Here is a 25377-nt window from a genome sequence, read left to right on the forward strand (position 1 = left end):
GGCGAACCCGCGGGCCGGTTCGAGCGGTTCGCGGCACCGGCTGTTCAGCGGGTGGCCGGGCTGAGCCGGGGCGGCGTGGGGGGTGCGCTGCGGGAGATGATCCGCATGCCGCAGTGGTCGACGATCCGTATCTGCAGCGAGCCGCAGCCGCAGCGGGTCCACACGGTGTGGCCCTTGGCGGTGGTGTGCCGCGAGACGACCTGGAACGGGTCGGCGCCGTCGGGCCACCCGCAGTGCGGGCAGGCGGTGCCGGTCGTGCTGGTCATGGTGACTCCTCGTTCACGTTCTCGGTTGGCTGGCCGTCGCGACACAGCCAGCGTGCGCCGCCACCTCCGTACACGTCCAGGTTGACTTTGCGGACGCCACCGTGAAGCGTGAACTTCATGATTGACCTGCGCAGGCTGAACGTCCTCAGAGCGGTCGCCCACTACGGCACGGTCACCGCGGCCGCCCACGCCCTGCACTTCACCCCGTCCGCCGCCTCGCAGCAGATCCGGCAGCTCGCCCGCGACCTCGGCGTCGACCTGCTCCAGCCGCAGGGGCGTGGCGTCCGGCTGACCCCGGCCGCCGAGAGCCTGCTGGCGCACGCCGATGCCATCCAGGCCCGATGGGAACAGGCCGAGCTCGACCTACGGGCCGACCACGGTGCGCCCGCCGGGCCGCTGCGTGTGACAGGGTTCCCGGTGGCCGTCTCGGTGCTGCTGGCCCCGATGGCGGTCCGGCTGCGCGACCGGCATCCACGCCTGTCCGTGCGGATCACGGAGGCGGGTGTGCCCGAGTGCTTCGACCTGCTCTTCCAGGGGGAGATCGACCTGGCGGTCGTGGAGGCCACCCCGCACAACCCGCCGCTGAGCGACGCCCGCTTCGAACAGCGGCCGCTCCTGGACGACCCGTACTGCCTGGTCGTACCGGACGACCATCCGCTCGCCGGACGGGAGTGCGTCGACCTCGCGGAGGCGGCGCACGACGACTGGATCGCCCCCGTGCCCGACAGTCCCTGCCGCACGCTTGTGATGTCCGCGTGCGGTGCCGCCGGGTTCACCCCGCACGTGGTGCACCACGCCCGGGACTGGAACGCCACCGCCCACCTCGTCGCCCACCGGCTCGGCGTCGCCCTGATCCCGCGGCTCGCCCATCTGGCCCCGCACCTGCCGATCACCCGGGTGCGCTGCGCGGGCGACCCGCACCGCAAGCTGCTGACCTGCACGCGCGGCGGCGGTCACCGGCGCCCGGCCATCGCCGCGGCGCTGGAGGAACTGCGCGAACTGGCGCCTACCGCCCTAGCCTGAGACATGCGCGAGGGCCGGAGCTCGATGAGCTCCGGCCCCCGCCTGATCCGCGGCGCGGATCAGGCGGCAGCGGCCTCGCCGGCGTGACCGTGCAGCCGGGCCACGACCTCCGTCAGCTGCGCGGCGACCTCGGCGTCGTCCACCGGGTGGGTCTCGGCGAAACGGGTCAGCGAGCCGGGGATGGCCAGCTTGATGTCCTCGATCACCCTGCCGCCGGCGATACCCACGGACTTACGGGTCTCGTCCTGCGCCCAGACGCCGCCGTACTGGCCGAAGGCGGTACCGACCACGGCGACCGGCTTGCCGCCGAAGGCACCGGCGCCGTACGGCCGGGACAGCCAGTCGATGGCGTTCTTCAGGACGGCCGGGATGGTGCCGTTGTACTCGGGCGAGAAGAGCAGGAAGGCATCGGCGGCCTGCGCGGCCTCACGCAGCTTGGCGGCGGCGGCCGGGACGCTGCCCTCCACGTCGATGTCCTCGTTGTAGAACGGGATGTCGGCCAGGCCCTCGAACAGCACCACCTCGGCGCCCTCGGGAGCGAGCTTGACGGCCGCCTCGGCGAGCTGGCGGTTGGTCGAACCGGCACGCAGGCTACCGACGAGCGCGAGAATACGGACAGACATACGAGTCTCCCAGGTCTGAAACAGGTGCTGAAACATCGCGGTAACGATCCGGACCGAGGTCCGCTTAGCTTTCTAGCACCCTAAACGGACCGCGGTCCAGTTTTCTTCCCGATGCTTTACGCTGGCTTCATGTCCGCCGCCCTGCCCCCCTTCCCGAAGCCTCAGGAGCCCGTAGACCAGCCCGAAGTGCTGCAACTCGGCATCGGCTCCGGCGAGGACGAGCCGTGTCTGCGCGCCGACGCCGCTCGCAACCGCGCCCGCCTGCTGGAGGCCGCCGCGCGGCTGGTGGCGGAGCACGGCGCGGCCGGTCTCACGATGGAGGCGGTGGCCGCGGCGGCACAGGTGGGCAAGGGCACCGTCTTCCGCCGCTTCGGCGACCGCACCGGGCTGCTGATGGCGCTGCTGGACCACTCCGAGAAGAAGTTCCAGGCCGCGTTCCTCAGCGGCCCCCCGCCGCTGGGGCCCGGAGCGCCCCCCGTGCAGCGGCTGCAGGCGTTCGGCTGCGCCCTGCTGCGCCGCTCGGCCGACGAGCTCGATCTCCAACTGGCGGCCGAGCCGGGCGCGGACCGCCGCTTCACGGCCGCACCGCGCCGCTTCCTGCGCGGTCACGTCACCCTGCTGCTGCGGCAGGCCGTGCCGGACGCCGACTGCGAGCTCCTCGCCCACACGCTGATGGCGTATCTCGACCCCGCCCTGCTCAACCACCTGACCAGGCAGTGCGGGATGTCCGTGGAGCGGCTGGAGGCGGGCTGGCTGGACCTGGTCGCGCGGGTGACGGGTGCCGCGTCGTCCCCCTGAGGCCTGGCTCGGGCCCGGCCCGTGCTGCCCGTGGCCTGAAGTTGAGGAACACTCAGGTTTGACGTCGCCCCGCCCGCACCCCCGTATCCGGCTTCTGCCAAGATGCCGTACGTCATGGTGCAGATACCGAAAACGCCCGCCCCCGCGTCCATCGCACCGCGCTCCGTGCCCACGAGCGCCGATGTGGCCCGCCTGGCCGGCGTCTCGCGCGCGACCGTCTCCTACGTCCTCAACAACACCAGCGCCGTCCGGATCAGCGAACCCACCCGCCGCCGTGTCCATGAGGCCGCGAAGGAACTCGGCTATGTCCCGCACGCGGCCGCCCGCAGCCTGCGCGCCGGGCACAGCCGTATGGTGCTCATGCCCGCGCCGGCCATCCCCGTCGGCCCGCTCTACGGCCAGTTCCTCCACGACCTCCAGCGGGCGCTCAGCCGACTCGACTACACCGTCGTGCAGCACGGCTCCGTCGGCCTGCGCGGTGACGAGGCCGCCCGCGCCTGGGCCGAACTGCGGCCGGTGGCCGTGCTGGTGCCCCATTCAGGGCTCGGCCCGCAGGGCGTCGCGGTGCTCAAGCGTTCCGGCGCCCGTGCCGTGGTCACCCTGGGCTCCGACTGCGTCGAGGGCGCCCACGCGCTGCTCATGGACCATGAGGCCGTCGGCCACTGCGCCGGCACCCACCTGCGCGACCGCGGCCGCCGCCGTATCGGTGTCGTGGTGCCGGCGGAGCCGGGCCTGGACTCCTTCTCGGGGCCCCGCCTGGCAGGTGTGCGCCGCGCCGTGCACGGCACGCACGCCACCGTCACCGAACTGCCTCTGGCCTACGAAGAGGAGTCCGCCGCGCGGCTCGCCGTCCGCTGGCGGGAGCTCGGCCTCGACGCGGTGTTCGCGTTCAACGACGAGTACGCGATGCTGCTGATGCGCGCCCTGCAGGACCAGGGAGTGCGCATCCCCGAGGAGACGGCCGTGATCGGCGCCGACGACCTGATGCTCGGCCGGCTGCTCAGACCGAGGCTGAGCACGGTCCACCTCGAACTGCCGTCCGGCCGCGAACTCGCCGAACTGGTCGACCGCATGGTGCGCGACCCCGGCGCGCCGCCCGAGCGGCGCACGGTGCTGGGGGCGACGGTGGTGCACCGCGAGTCCAGCTGAACCGGGGGCTGTGGTCACCGCTCCTCCACGCGTCACAACTCCTCCATGCTGCAACGGGGGTTGAGCCTCGGTTCGTGGCTAGGATGTTGCGCGTTCAAATAGTGCGCCGGTGATCGATCGGAGAGCCGTCATGCCGTTGCTCGACCCCAAGACCTGGCAGTCCCGCACCCTCACAGGACCGGAACACGTCGTCACCGAGCCCGCCACCGGCGACACGCTCGGCACCGTCACCCTCGCCTCCCCCCAGGACGTCGAGGCGGCCACCGCGGCCGCCCGCACCGCCCAGGCCGACTGGGGCCGCACCCCGCACTTCGTCCGCGCCGGCATCCTGCGCAAGGCCGGCGACCTGTTCACCGCGCATGCCGGCGAGTTGCGCGAGTGGCTCGTCCGCGAGTCCGGATCCATCCCCGGCAAGGCGGACTTCGAACTGCACGTGGCGGCGCAGGAGTGCTACGAGGCCGCCGCGCTGGCCTCCCGCCCCGCCGGGCAGGTCCTGCCCACCGAGGCGCCCCGCCTGTCGTACACGCGGCGTGTCCCGGTCGGCGTCGTGGGCGTGATCTCCCCCTTCAACGCCCCGCTGATCCTCTCCATACGCTCCGTCGCCCCGGCCCTCGCGCTCGGCAACGCCGTCGTGCTGAAGCCGGACCCGCGCACGGCGGTCTGCGGAGGCCTGTCCCTGGCCGCGGTCTTCGCCGAGGCGGGTCTGCCCGAGGGCCTGCTGCACGTGCTTCCGGGCGGCCCGGACGCCGGACAGGCCCTGGTCGCCGACCCGCGTGTCCCCGTCATCTCCTTCACCGGATCCACCCCGGCGGGCCGGGCGGTCGGCGAGGCCGCCGGACGCCACCTGAAGCGCGCCCACCTGGAACTCGGCGGCAACTCCGCCCTGATCGTGCTGGAGGACGCCGACCTCGACGCGGTGATCTCCACCGCCGCCTGGGGCTCGTTCTTCCACCAGGGCCAGATCTGCATGACGACCGGACGGCACCTGGTGCACCAGTCGCTGTACGAGGAGTACGTCGAACGGCTCGCCGCCAAGGCCGACTCCCTCGCCGTCGGCGACCCGCACCGCGCGCAGGTCCACCTCGGCCCCCTCATCGACCGCACCCAGCTCAGCAAGGTGCACGGCCTGGTGGAGGGCAGCACCGCCCGCGGCGCCCGGCTGGCCGCGGGCGGCACGCACGAGGAACTCTTCTACCGGCCGACGGTCCTCGCCGGCATCGACGACCACACCCCCGCGTACGCGGAGGAGGTCTTCGGCCCCGTCGCGCCCGTACGCCCGTTCCGCACCGCCGACGAGGCGGCCGCCCTCGCCGCGGACAGCCCCTACGGACTCTCCCTCGGCATCGTCACCCGCGACACCGCCCGCGGCCTGGACCTGGCGGAGCGGATCCCGACCGGCATCGTCCACATCAACGACCAGACCGTGAACGACGAGGCCGTCGCCCCCTTCGGCGGCATCGCCGCCTCCGGCACCGGCGCCCGCTTCGGCGGCGAGGCCAACCTCGAGGCCTTCACCGAGGTGCGCTGGACGACGGTGCGCGGGGACGTGGCGACGTACCCGTTCTAGGTCTTCCGGTGCGAGGTCCTACTGGCCGTTCTGCTCGGCCTGCGCCTGCTGCTGGGCGATCGCCTGGCGGACCTCGTCCATGTCCAGCTTCCGCGCCTGCCCGATCACGTCCGTCAGGGCGGCCTCGGGCAGCGCGCCCGGCTGCGCGAACACGGCGACCTGGTCACGGACGATCATCAGCGTGGGGATCGACTGGATACCGAAGGCCGCGGCCAGCTCCGGCTGCGCCTCGGTGTCCACCTTGCCGAACACCAGGTCCGGGTTCTCCTCGGCCGCCTTCTCGTAGACCGGCGCGAACTGACGGCACGGCCCGCACCAGGACGCCCAGAAGTCGATCAGGACGAACTCGTTGTCCGTGACCGTCTGGTCGAAGTTCTCCTTGGTGAGCTCCACGGTGCTGCTCATGGCGTTTTCCCTCTTCCTGGTGTGGGGTCGAGCCGTCGGCACAACACGGCCGACCGGTCAGGTATTCCGCGCCCCTACCCATGTGGCCACGGCGCACACCACCCACCAGACTGACCCCATGACGGAAACGGAAACCTACGCGTACGACGTCGTGGTGCTCGGGGCCGGTCCCGTGGGGGAGAACGTCGCCGACCGCACCCGCGCCGCCGGTCTCACCACCGCGGTCGTGGAGAACGAGCTGGTCGGCGGCGAGTGCTCGTACTGGGCGTGCATGCCCAGCAAGGCCCTGCTGCGCCCGGTCATCGCCCAGGCGGACGCCCGCCGCCTGCCCGGCCTGCGCCAGTCGGTGCAGGGCCCTCTCGACGCGCCGGCGGTCCTCGCCCACCGGGACGAGTACACCTCCCACTGGCAGGACGACGGTCAGGTCCGGTGGCTGGACGGCATCGGCGCCGACCTCCACCGCGGGCACGGGCGCCTGGCCGGGGAGCGCACGGTGACCGTGACCGGTGCCGACGGAGAGCAGCGCGTCCTGACCGCCCGGCACGCCGTCGTCGTCAGCACCGGCAGCCGCGCCGCCCTGCCCGGCCTGCCGGGGCTCGCCGACGTCAGGCCGTGGACCAGCCGGGAGGCCACCAGCGCCAAGGCCGCGCCGGGCCGCCTGGTCGTGGTGGGCGGCGGTGTGGTCGCCACCGAGATGGCCACGGCCTGGCAGGCCCTCGGCTCCCGGGTCACCCTGCTGGTCCGTGGCAAGGGCCTGCTCGCCCGCATGGAACCGTTCGCCGGCGAACTGGTCGCCGAAGCCCTCACCGAGGCCGGCGCCGACGTGCGCACCGGCACCTCCGTCGAGTCGGTGACCCGGGAGAACGGCACCGTCGTGGTCGTCACCGACACCGGCGACCGCATCGAGGCCGACGAGATCCTCTTCGCCACCGGCCGCGCCCCGCGCACCGACGACCTCGGCCTGGAGACCGTCGGCCTCCAGCCGGGTTCCTGGCTGCCGGTCGACGACAGCCTGCGGGTGACCGGGTACGACTGGCTGTACGCCGTCGGTGACGTCAACCAGCGCGCCCTGCTCACCCACCAGGGCAAGTACCAGGCACGGATAGCGGGCGCGGCGATCGCCGCCCGCGCCACCGGAGAGACCTTCCTCGCGGAGCCGTGGGGCGCGCACGCCGCGACCGCCGACCACGCCGCCGTCCCCCAGGTGGTCTTCACCGACCCCGAGGCGGCGGCCGTGGGGCTGTCGCTGGCCGAGGCGGAGCAGGCCGGCCACCGCGTCCGAGCCGTCGACGTCGACCTGTCCTCGGTCGCCGGCGCGGGACTGTACGGCGACGGCTACCGCGGCCGCGCCCGCATGGTCGTCGACCTGGAGGACGAGATCGTCCGCGGCGTGACCTTCGTCGGCCCCGGCGTCGGCGAACTGATCCACTCCGCGACCGTCGCCGTCGCCGGGCAGGTCCCCATCGGCCGCCTGTGGCACGCCGTCCCGTCGTACCCGACGATCAGCGAGGTGTGGCTGCGGCTGCTGGAGGCCTACCGCGACAACTGACCCCCGGCGTCACTCCAGGGACACGAGCTCCAGGTACTCCTCGCTCCACAGATCCTCGTCCGCGTCCGGCAGCAGCAGCACCCGGTCCGGGCGCAGTGCCTCGATCGCCCCCTCGTCGTGGGTGACCATGACGATCGCGCCCGGGTACGTGCCCACCGCGGCCAGCACCTCTGCCCGGGAGGCCGGGTCCAGGTTGTTGGTGGGCTCGTCCAGGAGCAGGACGTTCGCGCCGGAGTGGACCAGGCCCGCCAGGGCGAGCCGGGTCTTCTCGCCGCCGGACAGGACACCGACCCGTTTGTCGGCGTCGTCCCCGGTGAACAGGAACGAGCCCAGCACGCCCCGCACCTCACCGTCCGTCAGATGCGGGGCGACCGCTGCGAGCTGCTCACGGACCGTCAGCTCGGTGCGCAGTGTGTCGTGTTCCTGCGCGAAGTAGCCGAGCCGCAGCCCGTGGCCCGGCACCACCCGGCCGCCGTCCGGTGCGTCCTGGCCGGCGAGGATGCGCAACAGGGTCGTCTTCCCGGCGCCGTTGGGCCCCAGCACCACCAGACGGCTGCCCCGGTCGACGGCCAGGTCGACGCCCCGCAGCACGCGATGGTCGCCGTACGCCTTGGTCAGGCTGACCGCGCCGAGCGGGATCCGGCCGCAGGGCGCGGGCTCGGGCAACCGGATCCTGGCGACTTTCTCGGCGCGCCGGACCGGTTCAAGGCCGGCGAGCATGCGGTCGGCACGGCGGACCATGTTGCGCGCGGCGACCGCCGTCGCCACCCGGGCCCGCATCCGGTCCGCCTGCGCGTGCAGCGCCGCCGCCTTGCGCTCGGCGTTCGCCCGCTCACGCGCCCGGCGCCGCTCGTCGGCCTCCCGGCGGTCCAGATACGCGTCCCAGCCGGTGTTGTGGAGGTCGAGCGCGGCGCGCTGCGGATCCAGCTGGAAGACCCGGTTCACCGTGGCGGCCAGCAGGGACGTGTCGTGGCTGATCAGCACCAGCCCGCCCTGATAACCGGCCAGGAATGCGCGCAGCCAGGCGATCGAACCGGCGTCCAGATGGTTCGTCGGCTCGTCCAGCAGCAGCGTGCCGTGCCCCGCGAACAGGATCCGGGCCAGCTCGACACGGCGGCGCTGACCGCCCGACAGCGCGGCGAGCGGCTGGTCCAACAGCCGCGCCGGAAGCCCGAGACCGGAGGCGACCCGGGCGGCCTCCGCCTCCGCCGCGTACCCGCCGCGTGCCTGGAACTCGGCCTCGGCGCGCACATAGGCGTCCATCGCCCGCCCCGTCCCGTCCGCCATCGCCGCCTCGGCACGGCGCAGCGCCCCTACGGCCCGGTCCAGCCCGCGCGCGGACAGGATCCGGTCGGCGACGGTGACCGACTGGTCGGCCGCGCGGGAGTCCTGCGGCAGATGGCCGACGTCGCCGGTGCGGATGACGGTGCCGGCGGCGGGCCGCAGCAGGCCCGCCAAGGTGTTCAACAGGGTGGTCTTTCCGGCGCCGTTGCGGCCCACCAGGCCGATGCGGTCGCCGGGGGAGACGTGGAAGGAGACGCCGGCCAGCAGCAGACGCGCGCCCACGCGCACATCGACGTCACGAACGGTGATCATGAGAGAACGCTCCGAACAAGCAAGAGGACACATGGGTGGCGTGGAAGCGGGTCCTCAGCTAGGAAATTCGGGGCGTGGACATGCCGTCACGGTAACGGAGGCAACCCCTGGCGCGCCTCCGCATTACCGTCAGGGCAGAGGGAACCCCAGCGCCGACGCGGCCGCATCCGGCGTCGGCTGTGTCCAGCGCTCCGCCATCGCCCGGTCCGAGGACAGCGAGCGCAGCTCGGCCCGGTCGAGATAGAGCGTGCCGTCGAGGTGGTCCGTCTCGTGCTGCACGATCCGCGCGGGCCAGCCGGTGAACACCTCGTCCACCGCCCGCCCGTGCTCGTCCTGCGCGATCAGCCGCACCTCGGCGTGCCGCGCCACCACCGCCTGCCAGCCCGGCACGCTCAGGCAGCCCTCGAAGAACGCGGCCCGGGCCGTGCCGACGGGCTCGTACGAGGGATTGACCAGCACGCGGAACGGCTGCGGCACCCGCCCTCGCACGAGGGCCACCTCCTGAGGAACCGGCGCAGGATCCTCGATCACCGCGATCCGCAGGGGCACCCCGACCTGCGGTGCGGCCAGGCCGACACCGGGCGCGGCGTGCATGGTGACGCGCAGGGCCTCGACGAACCGGGCCAGCAGCGCGGGCTCCAGCTGCCCGTCGAAGGGCGCGGTGCCGCGCCGCAGCACCGGATCACCAGCCGCGACGATGGGCAACGGGCCGTCACCGGCGAGGAGTTCCTCGACCCGCTCGGCAAGGGGTGCGCGCTCACTCGGAGTTCCCATCGCGCCAGCATGCCACGGCCCGCTACCGGCACCTCTGCGTGTGGCGTACGCCACATTGTTTCCCGGGAACTGAGCCCGGGTCCGCCCCGACTACTGCACTGCCACGGCCCGTAACGTCCCCGGAGAAGCCCACCGATGACCACCGCTCCCTCGACCACCAAGGACGAGGCCCCGCAGTCCGCCTCCCCGGCGTCCCCCGGCACAGGCGCCCCGCTGCGCTCCCTGGTCCTGCGCCTGCACTTCTACGCCGGCGTGTTCGTCGCCCCGTTCCTGCTCGTCGCCGCGGTCACCGGTTTCCTGTACGCCGCCTCGTTCCAGGCCGAGAAGATCGTGTACGCGCACGAGACGACCGTCCCCGTCGGGGACCGCAAGCTGCCGATCTCCGAGCAGGTGGCCGCCGCCCGCGAGGCCCACCCCGACGGCTCCGTGTCGGCCGTACGCCCCTCACCCGAGGACGACGCGACCACCAGGGTCCTGCTGTCCGGCGTCAAGGGCGTCGACGCGGACCACACACTCGCCGTGTTCGTCGACCCGTACACCGGGAAGGTCCGCGGCGCCCTCGAACAGTACGGCGCGACGGGCGCGCTGCCCCTGCGCACCTGGATCGACGAGTTCCACCGGGACCTGCACCTAGGCGAAACGGGCCGTCACTACAGCGAGTTCGCCGCCAGCTGGCTGTGGGTGATCGCGGGCGGCGGCCTGGTGCTCTGGTTCGCCCGCCGCCGTGCCCTGCGCACGGTGCGCGGCACCAGCGGGCGGCGCCGCACGCTCGGCCTGCACGGCACCGTCGGCGTATGGGCCGCGGCCGGGTTCTTCTTCCTCTCGGCGACCGGCCTGACCTGGTCGGCGTACGCCGGCGCGAACATCGACGAACTGCGCACCTCGCTCGGTCAGGCCACGCCGTCCGTGTCCGCGGCGGCGGGCGGCGACCACGGGGGCCACGGCGCGTCCGCGTCGGCCGGGAAGGCCGACCACGGCGTCGGCCTCGACAAGGTGCTGGCAGCAGCCCGCGCCAAGGGGCTCGGTGACCCCGTGGAGATCGTCCCGCCCGCCGACGCGTCCTCCGCCTACGTCGTCAAGCAGGTGCAGCGCAGCTGGCCCGAGAAGCAGGACTCGGTCGCCGTCGACCCGGCCACCGGCGAGGTCACCGACGTACTGCGGTTCGCCGACTATCCGCTGCTCGCCAAAATGACCCGCTGGGGCATCGACCTGCACACCGGTGTCCTGTTCGGCCTGGCCAACCAGATCGCCCTGATGCTGCTCGCGCTCGCCCTGATCCTGCTCATCGTGTGGGGCTACCGCATGTGGTGGCAGCGCGGTCGCGGCTCCTCCTTCGGCCGGCCGGTTCCGCGCGGCGCCTGGCAGCAGGTGCCGCCGCACATCCTCGTCCCGCTGCTGGCGGCCACGGCCGTCCTCGGGTACTTCGTCCCCCTGTTCGGCATTCCGCTGGCCGCGTTCCTCACCGTGGACATCGTCCTCGGTGAGATCGCCTACCGGCGGGGACGACGGACGTACGGGGGCGGGACCGCCGCGCGGGAGAAGGCAGCGAAGTAGACGGCAGGCGGGACACCGGTGCCCGGTCCGTCCCTCGGGGGAACGGGGCACCGGTGTCCTGGCCCGCTAGATCCGCTCGAAGTCGCCCGCGAGCGCGGAGGCGATCCGCAGGTGCGACTCGGCCTCCTCGTGCCGCCCCTGCCGCTGGAGCGTGCGGCCCAGCATCAGCCGGGCGTAGTGCTCCACCGGGTCACGCTCGACGATGACGCGCAACTCGGCCTCAGCACGCCGCAGTTGGGCCGAGTGGTAGTAGGAGCGCGCGAGCAGCAGCCGCGGTCCGGTCTGCTCGGGAACCTCCTCGACCAGCCCGCGCAGCACGCGCGCCGCCGCGGCGTAGTCCTTGGCGTCGAAGAACATCCCGGCGCGCTCCCAGCGCTCCGCCGGGGTTCCGTGGTCGTAGTACGTGGTGTCCACTCGTGACCTCCTTCGACGGCCTCAACCGCGACATGTGGTCAAACATTCCACCACCGGACCGGGGTGGATCCGGCGCCCGGTGCGGTCCCCGCGGCCGGCCGATGACGACCCGGCTGGGGCGTTGCCCTGCCGGTGGCGTCGTGTGACGGCTAGGTTGAGCGGCATGAGCAATCTTGACCGTCAGGCGGTGCCCAGCGTGTGCGGCGGCCGAGGGTTCGTCGTCGCCGAACCGGTCCGCGAGCTGCTCAGCCCTCGCCGGGTCCGGCTGGGCGAGTCGACCGAGGTGCGACGGCTGCTGCCCAACCTGGGCCGCCGCATGGTGGGCGCCTGGTGCTTCATCGATCACTACGGCCCCGACGACATCGCCGACGAGCCCGGCATGCAGGTGCCGCCGCACCCGCACATGGGCCTGCAGACGGTGAGCTGGCTGCACGAGGGCGAGGTGCTGCATCGGGACTCGACCGGCAGCCTGCAGACCATCCGCCCGCGCGAGCTGGGCCTGATGACCTCGGGCCACGCCATCAGCCACTCCGAGGAGAGCCCCAGGCCGCACGCCCGCTTCCTGCACGGCGCGCAGCTCTGGGTGGCTCTCCCGGACGGCCACCGCCACACCGACCCCCACTTCGAGTTCCACGCCGAGCTGCCGCTCGTCACGGCACCGGGCCTGACGGCCACGCTCATCCTCGGAGACCTCGACGGCGCGACCTCACCCGGAACGACGTACACCCCGATCGTCGGCGCCGACCTCGCCCTGACCCGCGGCGCGGACGTACGCCTCCCGCTGGAGCCGGACTTCGAGTACGCCGTACTCTCCATGTCCGGCGAGGCCCATGTGGACGGCGTACCGGTCCTGCCGGGCTCGATGCTCTACCTCGGCTGCGGCCGCAGCGAACTGCCGCTGCGCGCCGAGTCGGACGCGGACCTGATGCTCCTGGGCGGCGAGCCGTTCGAGGAGGAGCTCATCATGTTCTGGAACTGGATCGGGCGATCTCAGGAAGAGATCGTACAGGCCCGTGAGGACTGGATGGAAGGCTCCCGGTTCGGGGAGGTGAAGGGGTACGACGGGGCTCCACTGCCCGCACCGGAACTGCCGCCGGTGCCGTTGAAACCGCGGGGAAGAGTGCGCTGACCTGCGGAAATGCGTCATCGTTGGTGGCGGCAGGGCCAAGGTGGTCGGGCAATTCTCCCTTCCTTCCACCTGCTTGCCGGAAGGCGTCCAAGCGGCCCGCTGGCTCAGGCCGGTGCGGTTGGCGATTCCATGGTGTGGCTGTCTGTGGGCGGCTGTGGCAGGACTCTTGCTGACCTAATGCTGACTTTGCTGACGCCTCGTCAGGATCGGGTGAGCGGCTCTTTTCCCAGCTTCCGGACTTGCGGAGGTGTTTGCAGGTCCGGTGGTGTCCGGACCGATGCTGACCTGGCTGGCGGTCGAGTCAGGCGTTACGGAGGGACGGCGTCGCTCACACTGCGGTCTTGTCGCGATTCCACAAGATTCCGATGTCACGGCTGTCTGTCGGCAGCGCCGCTTCCGTCCGATCCGAAAGGTGCTGCGCCGGAGAGTGACTAGCAGGTTCTTCGTCTGCTGGTGGTACACCACGCGAATGGCTCTGACCAGCCCGAATGCGATGGTTGAAGGGGAGCTGGCGGACTCTGGCCCGCGTATGGTCCGGATCTTGGTTGTGACCCGGTCGAGGCCAGGTCGGAATGGTTCCGGGATGTGGCCATGAACCAGGAAGCCGCCTACGACGAGATCCTTTTGAAGTCGCCTGCCTCGGGGCGCTGACTTGCGCCGGTGTTGTCCTCGATGTGCCTGACCTGGAGTGGATGTGTCTCTACGCGTCAGACGACCTTGGACGCGGCGTTCTCCGTGCGGAGCAGCCGGGGTAGTGGAGCTGCACGCCGTACAAAGTGCGATGTGCAGCGACCGCACCCGGAACGCGAAGGGCACGAAACGCGTCAAGTTCTGCGTCGTACCCGTCAGGCGACTCTGTGCTGCCGAGCCAGGTCAGGAGACCGACGCAAAGGAGAAGTCGTGGTTCCTCGCCGAAGTCAGTCCTCGGCCACGAGTTCTGCGGGACGGTGGTGGCCCTCGGGCCGTCGGTGACCGGCCGTGCCGGGTGGTGGGCGGCGGAGACCTTCACCGCCTGGTCGTGTCGTCGCTCTCTCCGGGGGGCGGCGGTGAGGTCGTGGTGAGGGACCAGCACCGCCGCCCGTTTCGGGATGGCCTGCTACTTGATGCGGATCTCGGCGAGTTGGAGGCGGTACTTGGTGGTCTCGTCCGAGGCGGGCTTGCCGAGCTTGGAGGCCTTCAGGCGTAGATAGCGGCCGGTGGCGGACGTGAGGGTGTAGGTCTGAGCGGCTCCGTTGGGGTTGGGTTCGGCAGTGATGGTGCGGGCGGTGGTGTAGGTTCCGGATCCGTCGGGGCGAGTCTGGATGGTGAAGTCGACGGGGAACCCCGCTGTGCCGCCGCCGGCTGCGCCGGTGTCCGTGCGGGGGTGGAGCGTGACGGAGCCGATGGCCCGGTCGGCGCCGAGGTCGATCTCGATCCACACCGGGGTGGCGCTGACGTCGGCGGAGGGGAAGTCGATGCTGGTGAAGCCCTTGGCGCCGGTCACGCTGGTGAGCTTGCCGTCGAGGACGCGTGTCTTGCCCCAGTCACCGTTCTCCAGCGTGTAGTTGGCGGTGACGGTGGTCGCGGCGGTGGGAACGGTGAGTTCGGCGAGCTGGAGACGGTACTTGGTCGTCTCGTCGACGGGAGGGGGACCGAGCTTGGTGGCTTGCAGCCGTACGTAGCGGGCGGTCGTGGTTTTGAAACCGTACGTCTGTACGAGCCCGCCCGGGTTGGGTTCGGCGGTGACCGTGCGGACGGTGGTGTAGGTGCTCGACCCGTCGGGGCGGGTCTGGATGGTGAAGTCGACGGGGAAGCCCGCCGTGCCGCCGCCGACCGCCGGGGTGTCGGTGCGCGGGAAGAGCCGTACGGCGTCGAGGTCGGTGTCGGTGCCGAGGTCGATCTCCACCCAGACGGGGTTCGCGTTGACGTCGGCGGAGGGGAAGTCGATGCTCGTGTAGCCCTTGGCGCCGGTCACGCTGGTGAGCTTGCCGTCGGTGAGCCGGTTCTTGCCCCAGTCGCTGTTCTCCAGGCTGCTGTTGCTGGTGACGGGCCGGCCGAGGGCGAGGTTGTCGAGGCGGCCGGCACCGGTGACGGTGAACGTCCAGTTGCCCGGCTGGAGGGTGAAGTAGACGTACGAGGAGTCCTTGCTGGCGTAGCTGAGACCGGAGACGCTGCCGGTGGCGGCGCCGCCCGTGAAGACGGTGGTTCCGTTGGCCTTGATGGCCGGTGAGGATCCACGGTACGTCGGGACACCCACCCGCGCGGTCGTCGCAGCCGGGGAGGTGAGGGTCAGGGTGACCTGGTCGCCGTCGCGCGTGATGCCGAAGCGGATGTCGCCCTTGACGGTCGGCGTGACCGTGTTGATCTTCGTGAGGGTGCCGGTCTGCGGGATGACGTCGTACGTCTCCCAGCCGGGCTTGGTGGGACGGACGCCGGCGGCGTAGGCGGACAGGGTGTACAAGGGTCCGCCGTTCCAGGCGTGGTTGTCGGTGCCGCCCGACTTGTCCCAGATCTCCCACAGTGTGTAGCAGGTGGGGTCGGCGACCTGGGCGGCGTAGCGGTTGCGCATCCGCTCCTCGGCGACGGTGGCCGCGCCCATCAGATACAGCGCCTCCAGGACGTAGAACTCCATGTAGGGGCTGGCGTTGAGGTGGGTGCGCAGCACCTCGGTGATCGCCCGGTGGCGGGAGGCTGGCGCGAGGCCGGCGACGACGGCGAGGCCGTTGGCGCGGTCATCGGTGTCGCCGGTGTAGCCGGGTGAGCGGTACTCGTTCTTGGAGGTGTTCCACAGAACGCGGTCGAAGTTGGCCTTGATGCTGTCGCGCTTGGCCTGCCAGGCGGCGACGTCGCCACTGTTGCCGCTGAGACCGGCGAGGGTGATGGCCGTGTCGAGGGCCAGGTAGTACCAGCAGTTGTCGAGGACGCGGGCGTCGATGTTGCTGCCCCAGTCCTCCCAGTCCCAGTCCCCGGCGCGGTGGTTGACCAGCCCGTCCGCGTCCAGGCTCCACAGATTCAGGTACGCCTTCACTGCCGGGTAAGTGCCGGAGACGGCGTCGGAGTTGCCGGTGTAGAGGTGGTACGTGCCGAAGGCCCACACCGAGGCGAGCATCTGGACGGGCAGTTCAGCGGTCCAGATGGTGGACGGGATCGGCGAGTAGAGCACGCCGCCGGGCTTTTGCCAGGCGGTCAGCTGGGCGATGGCCTTGGCGCCGAGGGCGTGGGAGCGGGTGTCGAAGGTGTAGAAGCCTTCTTTGAGCTGGTTGACCACATCGCCCCACCACTGGGCGCGCTCGCGGGTGGGGCAGTCCATGTAGTTGTCGCGCATGTTGACGTACATGGTGCGCGCCGCCTTGCCCCACAGGGCGTCGAGGAAGGCGTCATTGCTGCTGAACGATCCGGCGAAGTCGGTGTCGTAGCCGGACTCCCGGTACTTCAGATCCAGGATGGTGACGCCCGTGGGGATCGTGTACTTCACCGCCGTGCCGCTCATCCAGGCCAGCGCCTCGAACTCCTGGACCCCGCCCTTGCAGACGTAGGTGGCGCGAATGTTGTTCTCCGCCCCGGGTGTGAGGCCGGTCAGGCCGTCGCCGTCGGCGTAGTGGTCGGTCTGCATGCCGATCACCGCGCCGGTCGGAGCGTCCACCTTCAGATACGGCGTGACCTGGAGGTTCGAGGGCAGGGTGGCCGTGATGGCGGTGGCGCCCTGTCCCGTGGACGGCAGCGACGAGGCGTTGCCGTAGGACTTCAGACCCGAGTACCGGAACTGTGGGACCGGCCGCCGGACGAGATCGTTCCAAGGCGCGGCACCAGCGGCTCCGAAGTCGGTGGGGGCGCTCCACGTGCTGTCGTCGAAGCCGGCCGACTCCCAGGCGGTCATGGCGGTGGCGTTGCGGGCGTCGTAGTAGACGTTCGACTCCGGCAGGCGGAAGTTGACCTGGGTGCCGCTGGTGTTGTTGGAGTAGCCCGGGTGGACGATGTGCTTCCAGCTGGTGTCGCTGACGATCCGGGTGGTGGTGGAACCGGTGGTGATGTCGGACTGGAACAGCAGACCGCCCTTGCCGCTGCTGCTGTGCGAGAAGCCCTGCTTGCCGAAGTACCACACCAGCAGCGCCACCGTGTTGCGGCCGCTCGTGAGATAGGGAGCGAGGTCGATCTCGTCGTAGTAGGTGTCCGTGCGGTTGGGGCCGCGCTTGAGCTGCCCGTCGAAGACGACCAGCGTGCCGTTGACCCAGAGCCAGTACTTGGAGTCCGCCGCAATCTGCGTCACCGCCTTCGACGGCGCGGACCCCAGAGTGAACGATCTACGGAACGCCACCCACTGGTTCGTCGAGCTGGACGGAGCCCAGAGTGAACGATCTACGGAACGCCACCCACTGGTTCGTCGAGCTGGACGGAGCCCAGATCCACTTCGCGGTCCAGGAGACGGCGGCCGACGCCGCCGGAGCGAGCCCCGGCAGAAGTGTCGAGCCGAGGGTGGGCGCGAGCGCCACGGCTATCGCCGAGCGCAGGACGGACCGGCGCGTTACAGAGGACATGCGGGCTCCTGCTGTCGATGTGCGGTGATGGTGGGCGAGGCGTTCTGGAGACCGGGGAGGGGAGGGACTTGTGGAGCGCGGCGTTTTGAATCGTTTCAACAACGGGTGTGCAGCGGGAATTCTTTGCTGCCACGCGAGAGGGTGTCAAGGCCCGTGCGGCCGGTGTCCGCAGGAGCGGGGTCCTGCAGCGCCAAGTGGGCTTTCATGACCTGTCCAGTAGGTTCGTCGAGGCGCCGTCGGTAGTGGTTGTGTCGGGCCGTTGCCTGGCGCTGTCTGCGCCAGGTGGACCAGAGCAGCGCCCTCGGTACCAAGCGGTCCAGTGGCTGACCTGGTAGTGGTCGAGTCCGACGTGGCTCTTGGCGGCCTGGGGCCACTCCTCGATGCTCCAACGGAGCCGGTGGGGCCCGCGCAAGGATGTCGGCGGCCTTGGGATCCAGTGACCTGACCGGGCGCTCACCGTCGGGAGCACACCCACTCAGCCCCCTTGGCCGCGCTTCCGTCCAACTGCCGCGCGCCGATGTCCCGTAGCACCTGTCAACACGTGTGCGACCGCATTCCGCACTGGCGTGGGACCGTTCAACGCGCTCCCAGGAGGAGGTCCAGGCAGGGTTCTGGGCGGCGGTTTCAGGCGCCGCGCCGCTGGAAGTCCTGGTTGCCGCCGGTGCCGCAGGGCCACTGGATGAGGCGAGCGCCGTTCGCGGTGGACGCCTCCTTCACGTCCAGGCATTTGCCGCTGTGCCGCGCGACGAGGTGGTAGTAGCCGTTGCCCTGGTCCTGCGGGAGCCACTGCTGGTTGGTGCCGGTGGTGCAGCGGTACTGGTTGACGTATGCGCCGTCAGCGGTGGAGCCGTTCGCCACGTCCAGGCATTTGCCGCTGTGCTCGGCGACGACCTGAACATAGCCGCCGCCGGCGTCGGTGAGCCGCCACTGTTGGTTGAGGCCGCCGTTGCAGTCCCACTGGACGGTGACCGCGTTGTCGGCCGCGGAGTTGTCCGAGACGTCGACGCACCTGCCGCTGTGCCGGGCGACGAAGTTGTAGTAGGGGCCGCCGCCCACACCGGTGACCGTCCCGGCCGCCGTGTCGACGGCGATCTGCGGGTACCACGGCAGGTTCATGGTCGTGCTGGTGGGGAAGGTCAGGGGCAGCCAGACGTACTGCGAGTCCGCGACCGTGCCGCCCATCGAGTTGCCCCAGCGGTCACCCATGTACAGGTAGGAGGTGCCGGCGGTGCCCTGGAGGGGGAGGACGAAGGCGGTCTGGGAGCCGTAGGCGGTGTCGTTGCCGATGTCCCTCATGGCGGTCCACGGGCCGGCGAGGCCGGTGGCGGTGGCGTACCGCTGCTGGTTGGGCTTCCAGCCGCTGTTGCCGGAGGTGAGCATGAAGTAGACGCCGCCCCGCTTGAACAGCGCCGGAGCCTCGCGGTAGGCACCGGGCCACGGGTTGGCGACCAGGCTGCTGACCCCGGTGTAGTCGGCGGTGAGCCTGAAGATGGCGAGGTCGGCGTTCTCGTTGGCGGAGGAGACGAGGTAGGCCGTGCCGTCGTCGTCCTTGTACAGGGTCATGTCCCGCGAGGTGATGCCGAGCGGCCGGAAGCTGCCCAGGTAGGTGTAGGTGCCGTCGACCGTGTCCGACACTGCGACCGCGACGCGGGCCTGGGTGTAGTCGGTGGCCAGTTCCTTGTGCATCCACATGACGTACTTGCCGGTGGTGCTGTTGTAGATGACCTTGGGCCGCTCGATGTTGGCGGAGGCCAGCTCGGCCGCGCTGCTCTGCGTCAGCACGTTGTTGCGGAACTCCCAGGTCTTCAGGTCCGTCGACCGGTAGACCGAGACGTACTTGAAGGAGTTGTCGGGATTGCGGTTCTCGCCGAACCAGTAGAAGTACGAGCCGACCTTGATCACACCACCGCCATGGGCGTGGACCACGGCCCCGGTGGTGTCGGTGAACTGGGTCGCGTTGGTCACGGTGACGGAAGCGGCCTGCGCGGGCGCGCCGGTGGCCAGAAGCCCGGACACGCACACGAGTACGGCAGACAGCAGCAAGCAGACACGACGGAGCATGGGTTTCCTTCGTCGAAAGCTGGCGGGAGAGCAGAAGTCGGCGCCGCGTTCGGCTCCTCTGAGGTGGCGGCTCATCCAGCCCGGGACTTTGATAAATGTCAGAAGCTGTGCGTTTCTGCTGGAGCACGGTAGGGCTCGACGAGGGTCTCGTCAACGCTTCGGACCGATCCCCTCTCGATCCTCTGCATCGCAGCCCTTACTCAATACATCCCATGTTCAGGCGACTGTCGAGCCGCGTCGTAAGGTTCAGTCGAGAAATTGCGCCGCAACACTAGACAGAAGCAGCGTGCTTGGTTGTTAATCCATCCAATGTATCCGGGCGGGCGGGACGGATACCGGGACGCTCATGGGGCGCGGACCCACTGGTCGAACCCACGCTTCCGCTTGGCTCAAGGGCGCCCGACCCGCGCTCGCTTTTGACAACCAAACAGGAGGAACCACGGTGCCGGAATCCATCTCACGCAGATCGGTGCTCGCCGGCATGGCGGCCATGACGGTGGCCGCCACGGTCGGGACCGTCGCGGTGGCGACGCCGGCGTACGCGGCGACGGCCGACCCCCTGCCACTCCCGCCCCTGCGCATCCCGAAGACCGACATGGGCATCGAGCAGCAGCCCGACTCCAAGATCCAGTGGCTTCAGGACGCCAAGCTGGGCATGTTCATCCACTGGGGTGTCTACTCCGGCCCGGCCAGGGGCGAGTGGTGGATGCACAACGCCCCGATCACGCCTTCCGACTACCGGAAGTACGTCACCGACGCCACCAGCGAGCAGTTCACCGCGGACGCCTACGACCCCACCGCGTGGGCGCAGTTGGCCAAGGACTTCGGGGCGAAGTACGTGACGCTGACGACGCGTCACCACGACGGTTTCGCCCTGTGGCCGCTGAACCATCCCAACGCCTGGAGTTCCGGGCAGGCCCCGCTGAACCGGGACTTCGTCAAGGACTACGTGGCGGCGGTGCGGGCGGCCGGGCTGAAGGTAGGCCTGTACTACTCGCCGATCAACTGGCGTTACCCCGGCTACTACGACGTCACCGGCACCAACTGCGCGACCAACCCGTGGAACTACACCACCGACCCCGCGCACAAGGAGAACGCGCGGGTCATGAAGACCGAGGTGTACGAGTCGATCAAGGAGCTGGTCACCCAGTACGGCGTCATCGACGACCTGTGGTGGGACGGCGGCTGGCTGGCGGAGAAGGGCAGCGACGCCGACGCCGCGTTCTTCTGGGAGCCCGGCCAGTACCGGGACACCGCCAACCAGTGGCCGGTGGACGCCGCCTACGGCGAGACGGACGCCGGCGGCAAGCCGCTCGGGCTGATGGGTATGGTGCGCAAGCACCAGCCCGACATCGTCGCCAACCTGCGGTCCGGCTGGATGGGCGACTACATCAACGACGAGGGCCCCGGGGTACCCACCGGGGCGATACGCACCGGCAACCTCGTCGAGAAGGTCTTCACCGTCGGCAGCTCCTGGGGCTACAACTCCGACGGCAGGGTGATGAGTTACGGCACCGCCATGAACATCCTGGTGAACTGCTGGGTGCGGAACATGACCGCGATGGTCAACGTCGGCCCGGACCGGCACGGCACCGTCTCCTCCGGCCAGGCGAACCTGCTGCGCCAGATCGGCACCTTCATGACCGCCTGCGGCCAGTCCGTCTACGGAACCCGCGGCGGCCCGTGGAACCCCGTCGACGGCCAGTACGGCTTCACCTACAAGGACAACACCTTCTACGTTCACCTGCTGCCCGGCTACAGCGGAACCTCCTTCACCACTCCGCCGGTCGGCGACGCCCAGGTCACCCGCGTCTTCGACGTACGCGCCGGCACCAACCTGCCGTACACGGTCGGCGGTGACGGCCGGGTCACCATCACCGGCATCGACCGCACCACCCACCCCCAGGACAGCGTCGTCGGCGTCACCCTGGACCGCTCCGTGCAGCCCGCCGACATCGCCGCCGGCAAGACCGCCACCGCCGACAGCGAGGAGACCTCCAAGGGCAACTACGCCGCCAAGGCCGTCGACGGGTCCACCTCCACCCGCTGGTGCGCGAACAACGGCAACACCGGCCACTGGCTGAAGGTCGACCTCGGCTCCACCCGCTCCCTCACCGGCACCCGCATCGCCTGGGAGCTGGACAAGACCAACTACCAGTACAAGATCGAGGGTTCGACCGACGACACCACCTGGACCCTCCTCGCCGACCGTACCGCCACGACCAGCACCAGCCAGGTGCAGGTCGCCCAGTTCCGGGCGCAGGCGCGGTACGTGCGCGTCACGGTCACCGGGCTGCCGACCGGCGTGTGGGCCTCCATCCGCAACCTGGAGGTCTACGACCGTCCCTTCGCCGCGGACCTCGGCACCTTCAAGCTGGTCAACCGCAACAGCGGCAAGGTGATGGACGTCAAGGACGCCTCGACCAGCGACGGCGCCTCGATCATCCAGTATCCCTGGACCGGCGGCCCCAACCAGCAGTGGAAGCTGCTGCCGAACGCGGACGGCTCCTACCGGCTGGTCAGCGCCAAGAGCGGCAAGGTCCTCGAAAGCCCCGACGGCTCCGCCCAGGGCGCGATCCTCGACCAGTCGGCCGACGACGGCGGCGACAACCAGTGGTGGAAGCTGGTCCCCTCCAAGACCAGCGGCTACTACCGGCTCGTCAACGTCCACACCGGATGGTGCGCCGACGTCAAGGACGCCTCGACCAACGACGCCGCCTACGTGATCCAGTGGCCCACCACCGACGGCCCCAACCAGGACTGGCAGCTCGTCGCGCTCTGAACGACGGGCCGTGGTGCCGGGCCGCCCGTGGGGGTCCGGCACCACGCCCGCCTCCATCACTTCCTCCCCCCCCCCCCCCCCCAAGGATCAGCGCCCTGGGGGTTCACCACCTGCCGATCGACCGCAGAGGGTTCCTGACCGCCGCCGCGCTGACGGCCGGTGCCGTCGCGATGCCCGGTTTCTCCGTCGGCAGGGCGGCCGCCGCCGTACCCCCCAGGTCACGCTCCCCGACCGGGGCATCTACGACACCGCCACCGCGTCGGCGTGGACCGACGGGTTCGTGACCGGCAACGGTGAGTACGGAGCCGTCTACTACGGTGCGCCGCCACTGGAGAAGGTCATCTTCAACCACCATCGGTTCGTCCTGCCCAACGGCACCCGCACCATGTCGCCCCCGGTGATCGCGGACCGGCTGGCGTCCGTGCGGGACAAGGCACTCGCCGGTGACTACGCCGGAGCGCAGACGACGTTCTCTTCCGGCTGGAGCCTGCGCTGGACGCAGACCTACCACCCCGGATACGAACTGCAGCTGAGCACCCCGGGCATGACCACCGTCAACAACTTCGCCCGCGTCACCGACTTCCGCACCGGCGAGGTCACCCACACCTGGACCGACAGCAACGGCACCTGGAAGCGCCACGCCTTCGTCTCCCGCGCCGACAAGGTCATCGTCCACGAACTGCTGCCCGCCACCGGCCGTACCGTCGACACCACCATCGGCGTCAACACCGCACTCGACGGCGTCCCCACCAGCGTCGCCTTCTCCACCACCGCGACGGTCAGCAACGGCGACGGCTACCTCGACCTGCGCGGCACCTACCCCTCCGGCGGCGCCTACGGATACGAGGGCGTCACCCGGGTCGTCGCCACCGGCAGCGGCTCCTCCGTCACCGTCAACGGGCAGAGCCTCGTGGTCGCCAAGGCCACCAAGGTGCTGCTGCTCACCAAGCTGGGCCGGTACGAGACGCCCACCGGCTGGAACACCCAGCCCCTGCAAACCGCCCTGGCAGGCCTTACCGCCGACTACGCCACCTTGCTCGCCCGGCACGCCCCCCTGCACCAGGCGATGTACGACCGCTCCAGCATCGACCTGAACGTCTCCACCACCGACCGGCAGCTGTCCACCAGCGAGCTCATCGCGCGGCAGAACAGCAACACCTCCGCCATCGACGTCGCACTGCTGGAGCGGATGTACGACTCGGGCCGGTACTTCTTCGTCAGCTCCAGCGGTGTCCTGCCACCGCGCCTGACCGGCATCTGGACCGGAACCTGGAACGGCTCCTGGGCGGATGACCTCACCACCGACGCGAACGTCAACTTCCAGGTGGCGGGCGGCAACATCCTCGACCTCACCGAGGCCATGCAGGGCTACTTCGACCTCGTCCTCGGCCAGCTGGACGACTGGAGGACCAACGCCAGGAACATCTACGGCACACGCGGCTTCCTCGCCCCCATCCGTACCGACGGCGAAGACGGCCACATGCTCCACTTCGACGGGGGTTTCCCGGGGCAGACCTGGATCGGTGGCGCGGACTGGCTGCTGTACCCGCTGCTGGAGTACTGCCAGGTCACCGGCGACAGCACCTTCTACCGCACCAAGCTGGCCCCGGTCCTGATGGAACTGGCCCTGTTCTACGAGGACTTCCTCACCCGCACCGACGCGAACGGCAAGGTCGTCTTCGTCCCGTGCTTCTCCGTGGAGAACAAACCCGGCAACACCAACCAGTACCTGTCGATCAATGCCACCGGGGAGATCGCCGCAGGCCGTCACGCCCTCCAAGCGGCCATCGACGCCGCCAACACTCTCGGTGTCGAGCAGGGCAGCGGTCAGGGTGTGGCGCGCTGGACCGCTCTGCTGGCCAGACTTCCCGACCACCGGGTCAACAGCGACGGGGCGCTGGCCGAATGGGCCTGGCCCACCCTCACCGACCACTACAACAACAACCACGCGCAGCACATGTACGGCGCCTGGCCCCTCCACGAGATCAACCCGGAGGACGAGCCCGACCTCGTTCTGCGCGCCCGCAGGGCCCTGGACCTGCGCGGCGACGAGACACAGGCGGCCCACGGCGCGATCCACCGGACCTTCGCCCGCGCCCGCCTCAAGGACGGCCCCGGCGTCTACGCGAACCTACGGAAGATCCTCGGCAACAACATGGTCTTCAAGTCGCTGATGACGTCGCACAACCCCAACCTGACGATCTACAACGCGGACGCGGCCCACGCCCTGCCCGCGATGCTCGCCGAGTCCTTGGTCTACAGCCGGCCCGGCATGCTGGAGATCCTCCCCGCGCTTCCCGACCAACTCCCGAAGGGCACCATCAAGGGCGTACGGGGCCGCAACCGCATCCGCGTGGAGAGCCTTGTCTGGGACACCGCGGGCCGCACCGCCACAGTCGTCGTGACCTCCGACATCACCCAGGACATCACCCTCGTCTGCCGGCGCGGCATGACGTCGGTGAGCACCTCGGCGACGGTCACCTCCTCCTTGCTCGGCAGCCACGCACGCGTCGTCTCCCTCACCGCCGGCACCAGGACGACCATCGCCATCGGTCTGCTGACGGGCACGTTCCGCCTGGTCAACCGCAGAAGCGGGACGGTGCTCGACATCAAGGACGGCTCCACCGGCGACGGTGCCCCCGCCATCATCTGGCCGTGGAACACCGGCACCAACCAGCAGTGGCGGTTCCTGCCCAATCACGACGGATCCTTCCGTCTGGCGTGCGTCAAGAGCGGCAAGCTCCTCGAATGCCCCGGCGGGTCGACTACGCAGGGCCAGGCACTCGACCAGTCGGCGGACACCACCGGACCACACCAGTGGTGGAAGCTCGTCCCCGCCACGAGCGGCTACCACCGCCTCGTCAACGTCAAGAGCGGGATGTGCGTGGACGCCTCCAACGGCAACACGGCCGACGGCACCCCGCTCATCCAGTGGCCACCCAACACCGGCAGCAACCAGGAGTGGCAGATCGTCCCCGTGTGAGGGGCAGACAGGGCTTTCCGGATGCCGCGGACCAGAGTGCAATGGGGTGAACACACGAAAGATTGACGGGAGTTCCGAAGATCGAGTACGGTCCGCTCACTTCCTCGCGGTTGAAGCGAGCGAAGTGATGCGACCGGTCTGTTCGCGCATTCAGCCAAGGATTCCCGGCGTGCGCCTGCCGTTCGCGCCG

Annotated in this window: 18 protein-coding genes; 9 read left to right on the plus strand and 9 right to left on the minus strand. The window is 70.3% G+C overall.

Annotation, left to right across the window (positions count from 1 at the left end; translation table 11 throughout):
• Window positions 1–44: 44 nt before the first annotated feature.
• The gene (locus tag NW895_RS27770) at window positions 45–266 is read right to left on the minus strand and encodes a hypothetical protein (RefSeq protein WP_289938914.1); all 222 of its coding nucleotides are present in this window, start codon (window positions 264–266) and stop codon (window positions 45–47) included.
• A gap of 117 nt (window positions 267–383) precedes the next feature.
• Here NW895_RS27770 and NW895_RS27775 point away from each other — a divergent pair, with 117 nt between their 5' ends.
• Entirely contained in the window at window positions 384–1289 is a 906-nt protein-coding gene (locus tag NW895_RS27775) for a LysR family transcriptional regulator (RefSeq protein ID WP_289938916.1), read from the plus strand.
• Window positions 1290–1348: 59 nt separating this feature from the next.
• Here NW895_RS27775 and NW895_RS27780 read toward each other — a convergent pair whose 3' ends face one another.
• Window positions 1349–1912: an NAD(P)H-dependent oxidoreductase gene (locus NW895_RS27780; RefSeq protein ID WP_289938917.1), complete on the minus strand. Its 564-nt coding sequence runs from the start codon at window positions 1910–1912 to the stop codon at window positions 1349–1351.
• 129 nt (window positions 1913–2041) lie between these two features.
• Here NW895_RS27780 and NW895_RS27785 point away from each other — a divergent pair, with 129 nt between their 5' ends.
• The 3 genes from NW895_RS27785 (at window position 2042) to NW895_RS27795 (ending at window position 5426) form a co-directional block, all read left to right on the plus strand.
• Window positions 2042–2710, plus strand: coding sequence for a TetR/AcrR family transcriptional regulator (locus tag NW895_RS27785; RefSeq protein WP_289938919.1), 669 nt, complete (start codon window positions 2042–2044; stop codon window positions 2708–2710).
• Between the two features lie 114 nt (window positions 2711–2824).
• Window positions 2825–3859 (plus strand): LacI family DNA-binding transcriptional regulator, encoded by a 1035-nt coding sequence (locus NW895_RS27790; RefSeq protein ID WP_289938920.1) that lies wholly within the window; start codon window positions 2825–2827, stop codon window positions 3857–3859.
• Window positions 3860–3989: 130 nt separating this feature from the next.
• Window positions 3990–5426, plus strand: a complete 1437-nt coding sequence (locus NW895_RS27795; protein WP_289939135.1) for a benzaldehyde dehydrogenase — start codon at window positions 3990–3992, stop codon at window positions 5424–5426.
• An 18-nt stretch (window positions 5427–5444) separates the two neighbouring features.
• Here NW895_RS27795 and trxA read toward each other — a convergent pair whose 3' ends face one another.
• Window positions 5445–5831 carry a thioredoxin gene (gene trxA, locus NW895_RS27800; protein ID WP_289938923.1) on the minus strand — a complete coding sequence of 129 codons (387 nt, stop codon included), beginning with the start codon at window positions 5829–5831 and terminating at the stop codon, window positions 5445–5447.
• A gap of 118 nt (window positions 5832–5949) precedes the next feature.
• Between trxA and NW895_RS27805 the strand changes: the two genes are divergently transcribed.
• A complete protein-coding gene (locus tag NW895_RS27805) occupies window positions 5950–7380 on the plus strand; it encodes an NAD(P)/FAD-dependent oxidoreductase (RefSeq protein ID WP_289938925.1) in 1431 nt (476 codons plus the stop codon).
• 9 nt (window positions 7381–7389) lie between these two features.
• Here NW895_RS27805 and NW895_RS27810 read toward each other — a convergent pair whose 3' ends face one another.
• Together NW895_RS27810 and NW895_RS27815 are read right to left on the minus strand one after the other, a co-directional pair.
• Window positions 7390–8976: an ABC-F family ATP-binding cassette domain-containing protein gene (locus NW895_RS27810; RefSeq protein ID WP_289938926.1), complete on the minus strand. Its 1587-nt coding sequence runs from the start codon at window positions 8974–8976 to the stop codon at window positions 7390–7392.
• A gap of 129 nt (window positions 8977–9105) precedes the next feature.
• A complete protein-coding gene (locus NW895_RS27815; protein WP_289938928.1) occupies window positions 9106–9750 on the minus strand; it encodes a peptide deformylase in 645 nt (214 codons plus the stop codon).
• A 135-nt stretch (window positions 9751–9885) separates the two neighbouring features.
• On the opposite strand from NW895_RS27815, the gene NW895_RS27820 reads away from it, so the two are divergent.
• On the plus strand, window positions 9886–11304 hold the full coding sequence (locus NW895_RS27820; protein ID WP_289938930.1) for a PepSY-associated TM helix domain-containing protein: 1419 nt from the start codon (window positions 9886–9888) through the stop codon (window positions 11302–11304).
• A gap of 66 nt (window positions 11305–11370) precedes the next feature.
• On the opposite strand, the gene NW895_RS27825 is transcribed toward NW895_RS27820, so the two are convergent.
• Complete coding sequence (locus NW895_RS27825) at window positions 11371–11718, minus strand: tetratricopeptide repeat protein (protein WP_289938932.1); 348 nt, start codon at window positions 11716–11718, stop codon at window positions 11371–11373.
• 163 nt (window positions 11719–11881) lie between these two features.
• On the opposite strand from NW895_RS27825, the gene NW895_RS27830 reads away from it, so the two are divergent.
• Window positions 11882–12847, plus strand: a complete 966-nt coding sequence (locus tag NW895_RS27830) for a pirin family protein (RefSeq protein ID WP_289938933.1) — start codon at window positions 11882–11884, stop codon at window positions 12845–12847.
• A gap of 1096 nt (window positions 12848–13943) precedes the next feature.
• Here the strand turns inward: NW895_RS27830 and NW895_RS27835 are convergent.
• From NW895_RS27835 to NW895_RS27845, 3 genes are all read right to left on the minus strand, one after another.
• Window positions 13944–17093 carry a discoidin domain-containing protein gene (locus NW895_RS27835; protein WP_289938935.1) on the minus strand — a complete coding sequence of 1050 codons (3150 nt, stop codon included), beginning with the start codon at window positions 17091–17093 and terminating at the stop codon, window positions 13944–13946.
• Window positions 17094–17127: 34 nt separating this feature from the next.
• Window positions 17128–17361 (minus strand): hypothetical protein, encoded by a 234-nt coding sequence (locus NW895_RS27840; protein ID WP_289938937.1) that lies wholly within the window; start codon window positions 17359–17361, stop codon window positions 17128–17130.
• A gap of 624 nt (window positions 17362–17985) precedes the next feature.
• The gene (locus NW895_RS27845; RefSeq protein ID WP_289938938.1) at window positions 17986–19422 is read right to left on the minus strand and encodes an RICIN domain-containing protein; all 1437 of its coding nucleotides are present in this window, start codon (window positions 19420–19422) and stop codon (window positions 17986–17988) included.
• 442 nt (window positions 19423–19864) lie between these two features.
• Between NW895_RS27845 and NW895_RS27850 the strand changes: the two genes are divergently transcribed.
• The gene (locus NW895_RS27850; protein ID WP_289938940.1) at window positions 19865–22204 is read left to right on the plus strand and encodes an alpha-L-fucosidase; all 2340 of its coding nucleotides are present in this window, start codon (window positions 19865–19867) and stop codon (window positions 22202–22204) included.
• Window positions 22205–22484: 280 nt separating this feature from the next.
• Window positions 22485–25187 (plus strand): RICIN domain-containing protein, encoded by a 2703-nt coding sequence (locus NW895_RS27855; RefSeq protein ID WP_289938942.1) that lies wholly within the window; start codon window positions 22485–22487, stop codon window positions 25185–25187.
• The last annotated feature ends 190 nt before the right edge of the window (window positions 25188–25377 follow it).

It is taken from the genome of Streptomyces sp. S.PNR 29 (assembly GCF_030386795.1).
In the GTDB taxonomy this organism is placed as follows: Bacteria; Actinomycetota; Actinomycetes; order Streptomycetales; family Streptomycetaceae; genus Streptomyces.

What these genes read in the sequence shown, in the direction of transcription:
- NW895_RS27770 (WP_289938914.1), bottom strand. Translation starts at nt 266, where the DNA reads ATGACCAGCACGACCGGCACCGCCTGCCCGCACTGCGGGTGGCCCGAC.
- NW895_RS27785 (WP_289938919.1), top strand. Translation starts at nt 2,042, where the DNA reads ATGTCCGCCGCCCTGCCCCCCTTCCCGAAGCCTCAGGAGCCCGTAGAC.
- NW895_RS27780 (WP_289938917.1), bottom strand. Translation starts at nt 1,912, where the DNA reads ATGTCTGTCCGTATTCTCGCGCTCGTCGGTAGCCTGCGTGCCGGTTCG.
- NW895_RS27775 (WP_289938916.1), top strand. Translation starts at nt 384, where the DNA reads ATGATTGACCTGCGCAGGCTGAACGTCCTCAGAGCGGTCGCCCACTAC.
- NW895_RS27790 (WP_289938920.1), top strand. Translation starts at nt 2,825, where the DNA reads ATGGTGCAGATACCGAAAACGCCCGCCCCCGCGTCCATCGCACCGCGC.
- NW895_RS27845 (WP_289938938.1), bottom strand. Translation starts at nt 19,422, where the DNA reads ATGCTCCGTCGTGTCTGCTTGCTGCTGTCTGCCGTACTCGTGTGCGTG.
- NW895_RS27810 (WP_289938926.1), bottom strand. Translation starts at nt 8,976, where the DNA reads ATGATCACCGTTCGTGACGTCGATGTGCGCGTGGGCGCGCGTCTGCTG.
- NW895_RS27830 (WP_289938933.1), top strand. Translation starts at nt 11,882, where the DNA reads ATGAGCAATCTTGACCGTCAGGCGGTGCCCAGCGTGTGCGGCGGCCGA.
- NW895_RS27820 (WP_289938930.1), top strand. Translation starts at nt 9,886, where the DNA reads ATGACCACCGCTCCCTCGACCACCAAGGACGAGGCCCCGCAGTCCGCC.
- NW895_RS27815 (WP_289938928.1), bottom strand. Translation starts at nt 9,750, where the DNA reads ATGGGAACTCCGAGTGAGCGCGCACCCCTTGCCGAGCGGGTCGAGGAA.
- NW895_RS27795 (WP_289939135.1), top strand. Translation starts at nt 3,990, where the DNA reads ATGCCGTTGCTCGACCCCAAGACCTGGCAGTCCCGCACCCTCACAGGA.
- NW895_RS27805 (WP_289938925.1), top strand. Translation starts at nt 5,950, where the DNA reads ATGACGGAAACGGAAACCTACGCGTACGACGTCGTGGTGCTCGGGGCC.
- NW895_RS27840 (WP_289938937.1), bottom strand. Translation starts at nt 17,361, where the DNA reads ATGTCCTCTGTAACGCGCCGGTCCGTCCTGCGCTCGGCGATAGCCGTG.
- trxA (WP_289938923.1), bottom strand. Translation starts at nt 5,831, where the DNA reads ATGAGCAGCACCGTGGAGCTCACCAAGGAGAACTTCGACCAGACGGTC.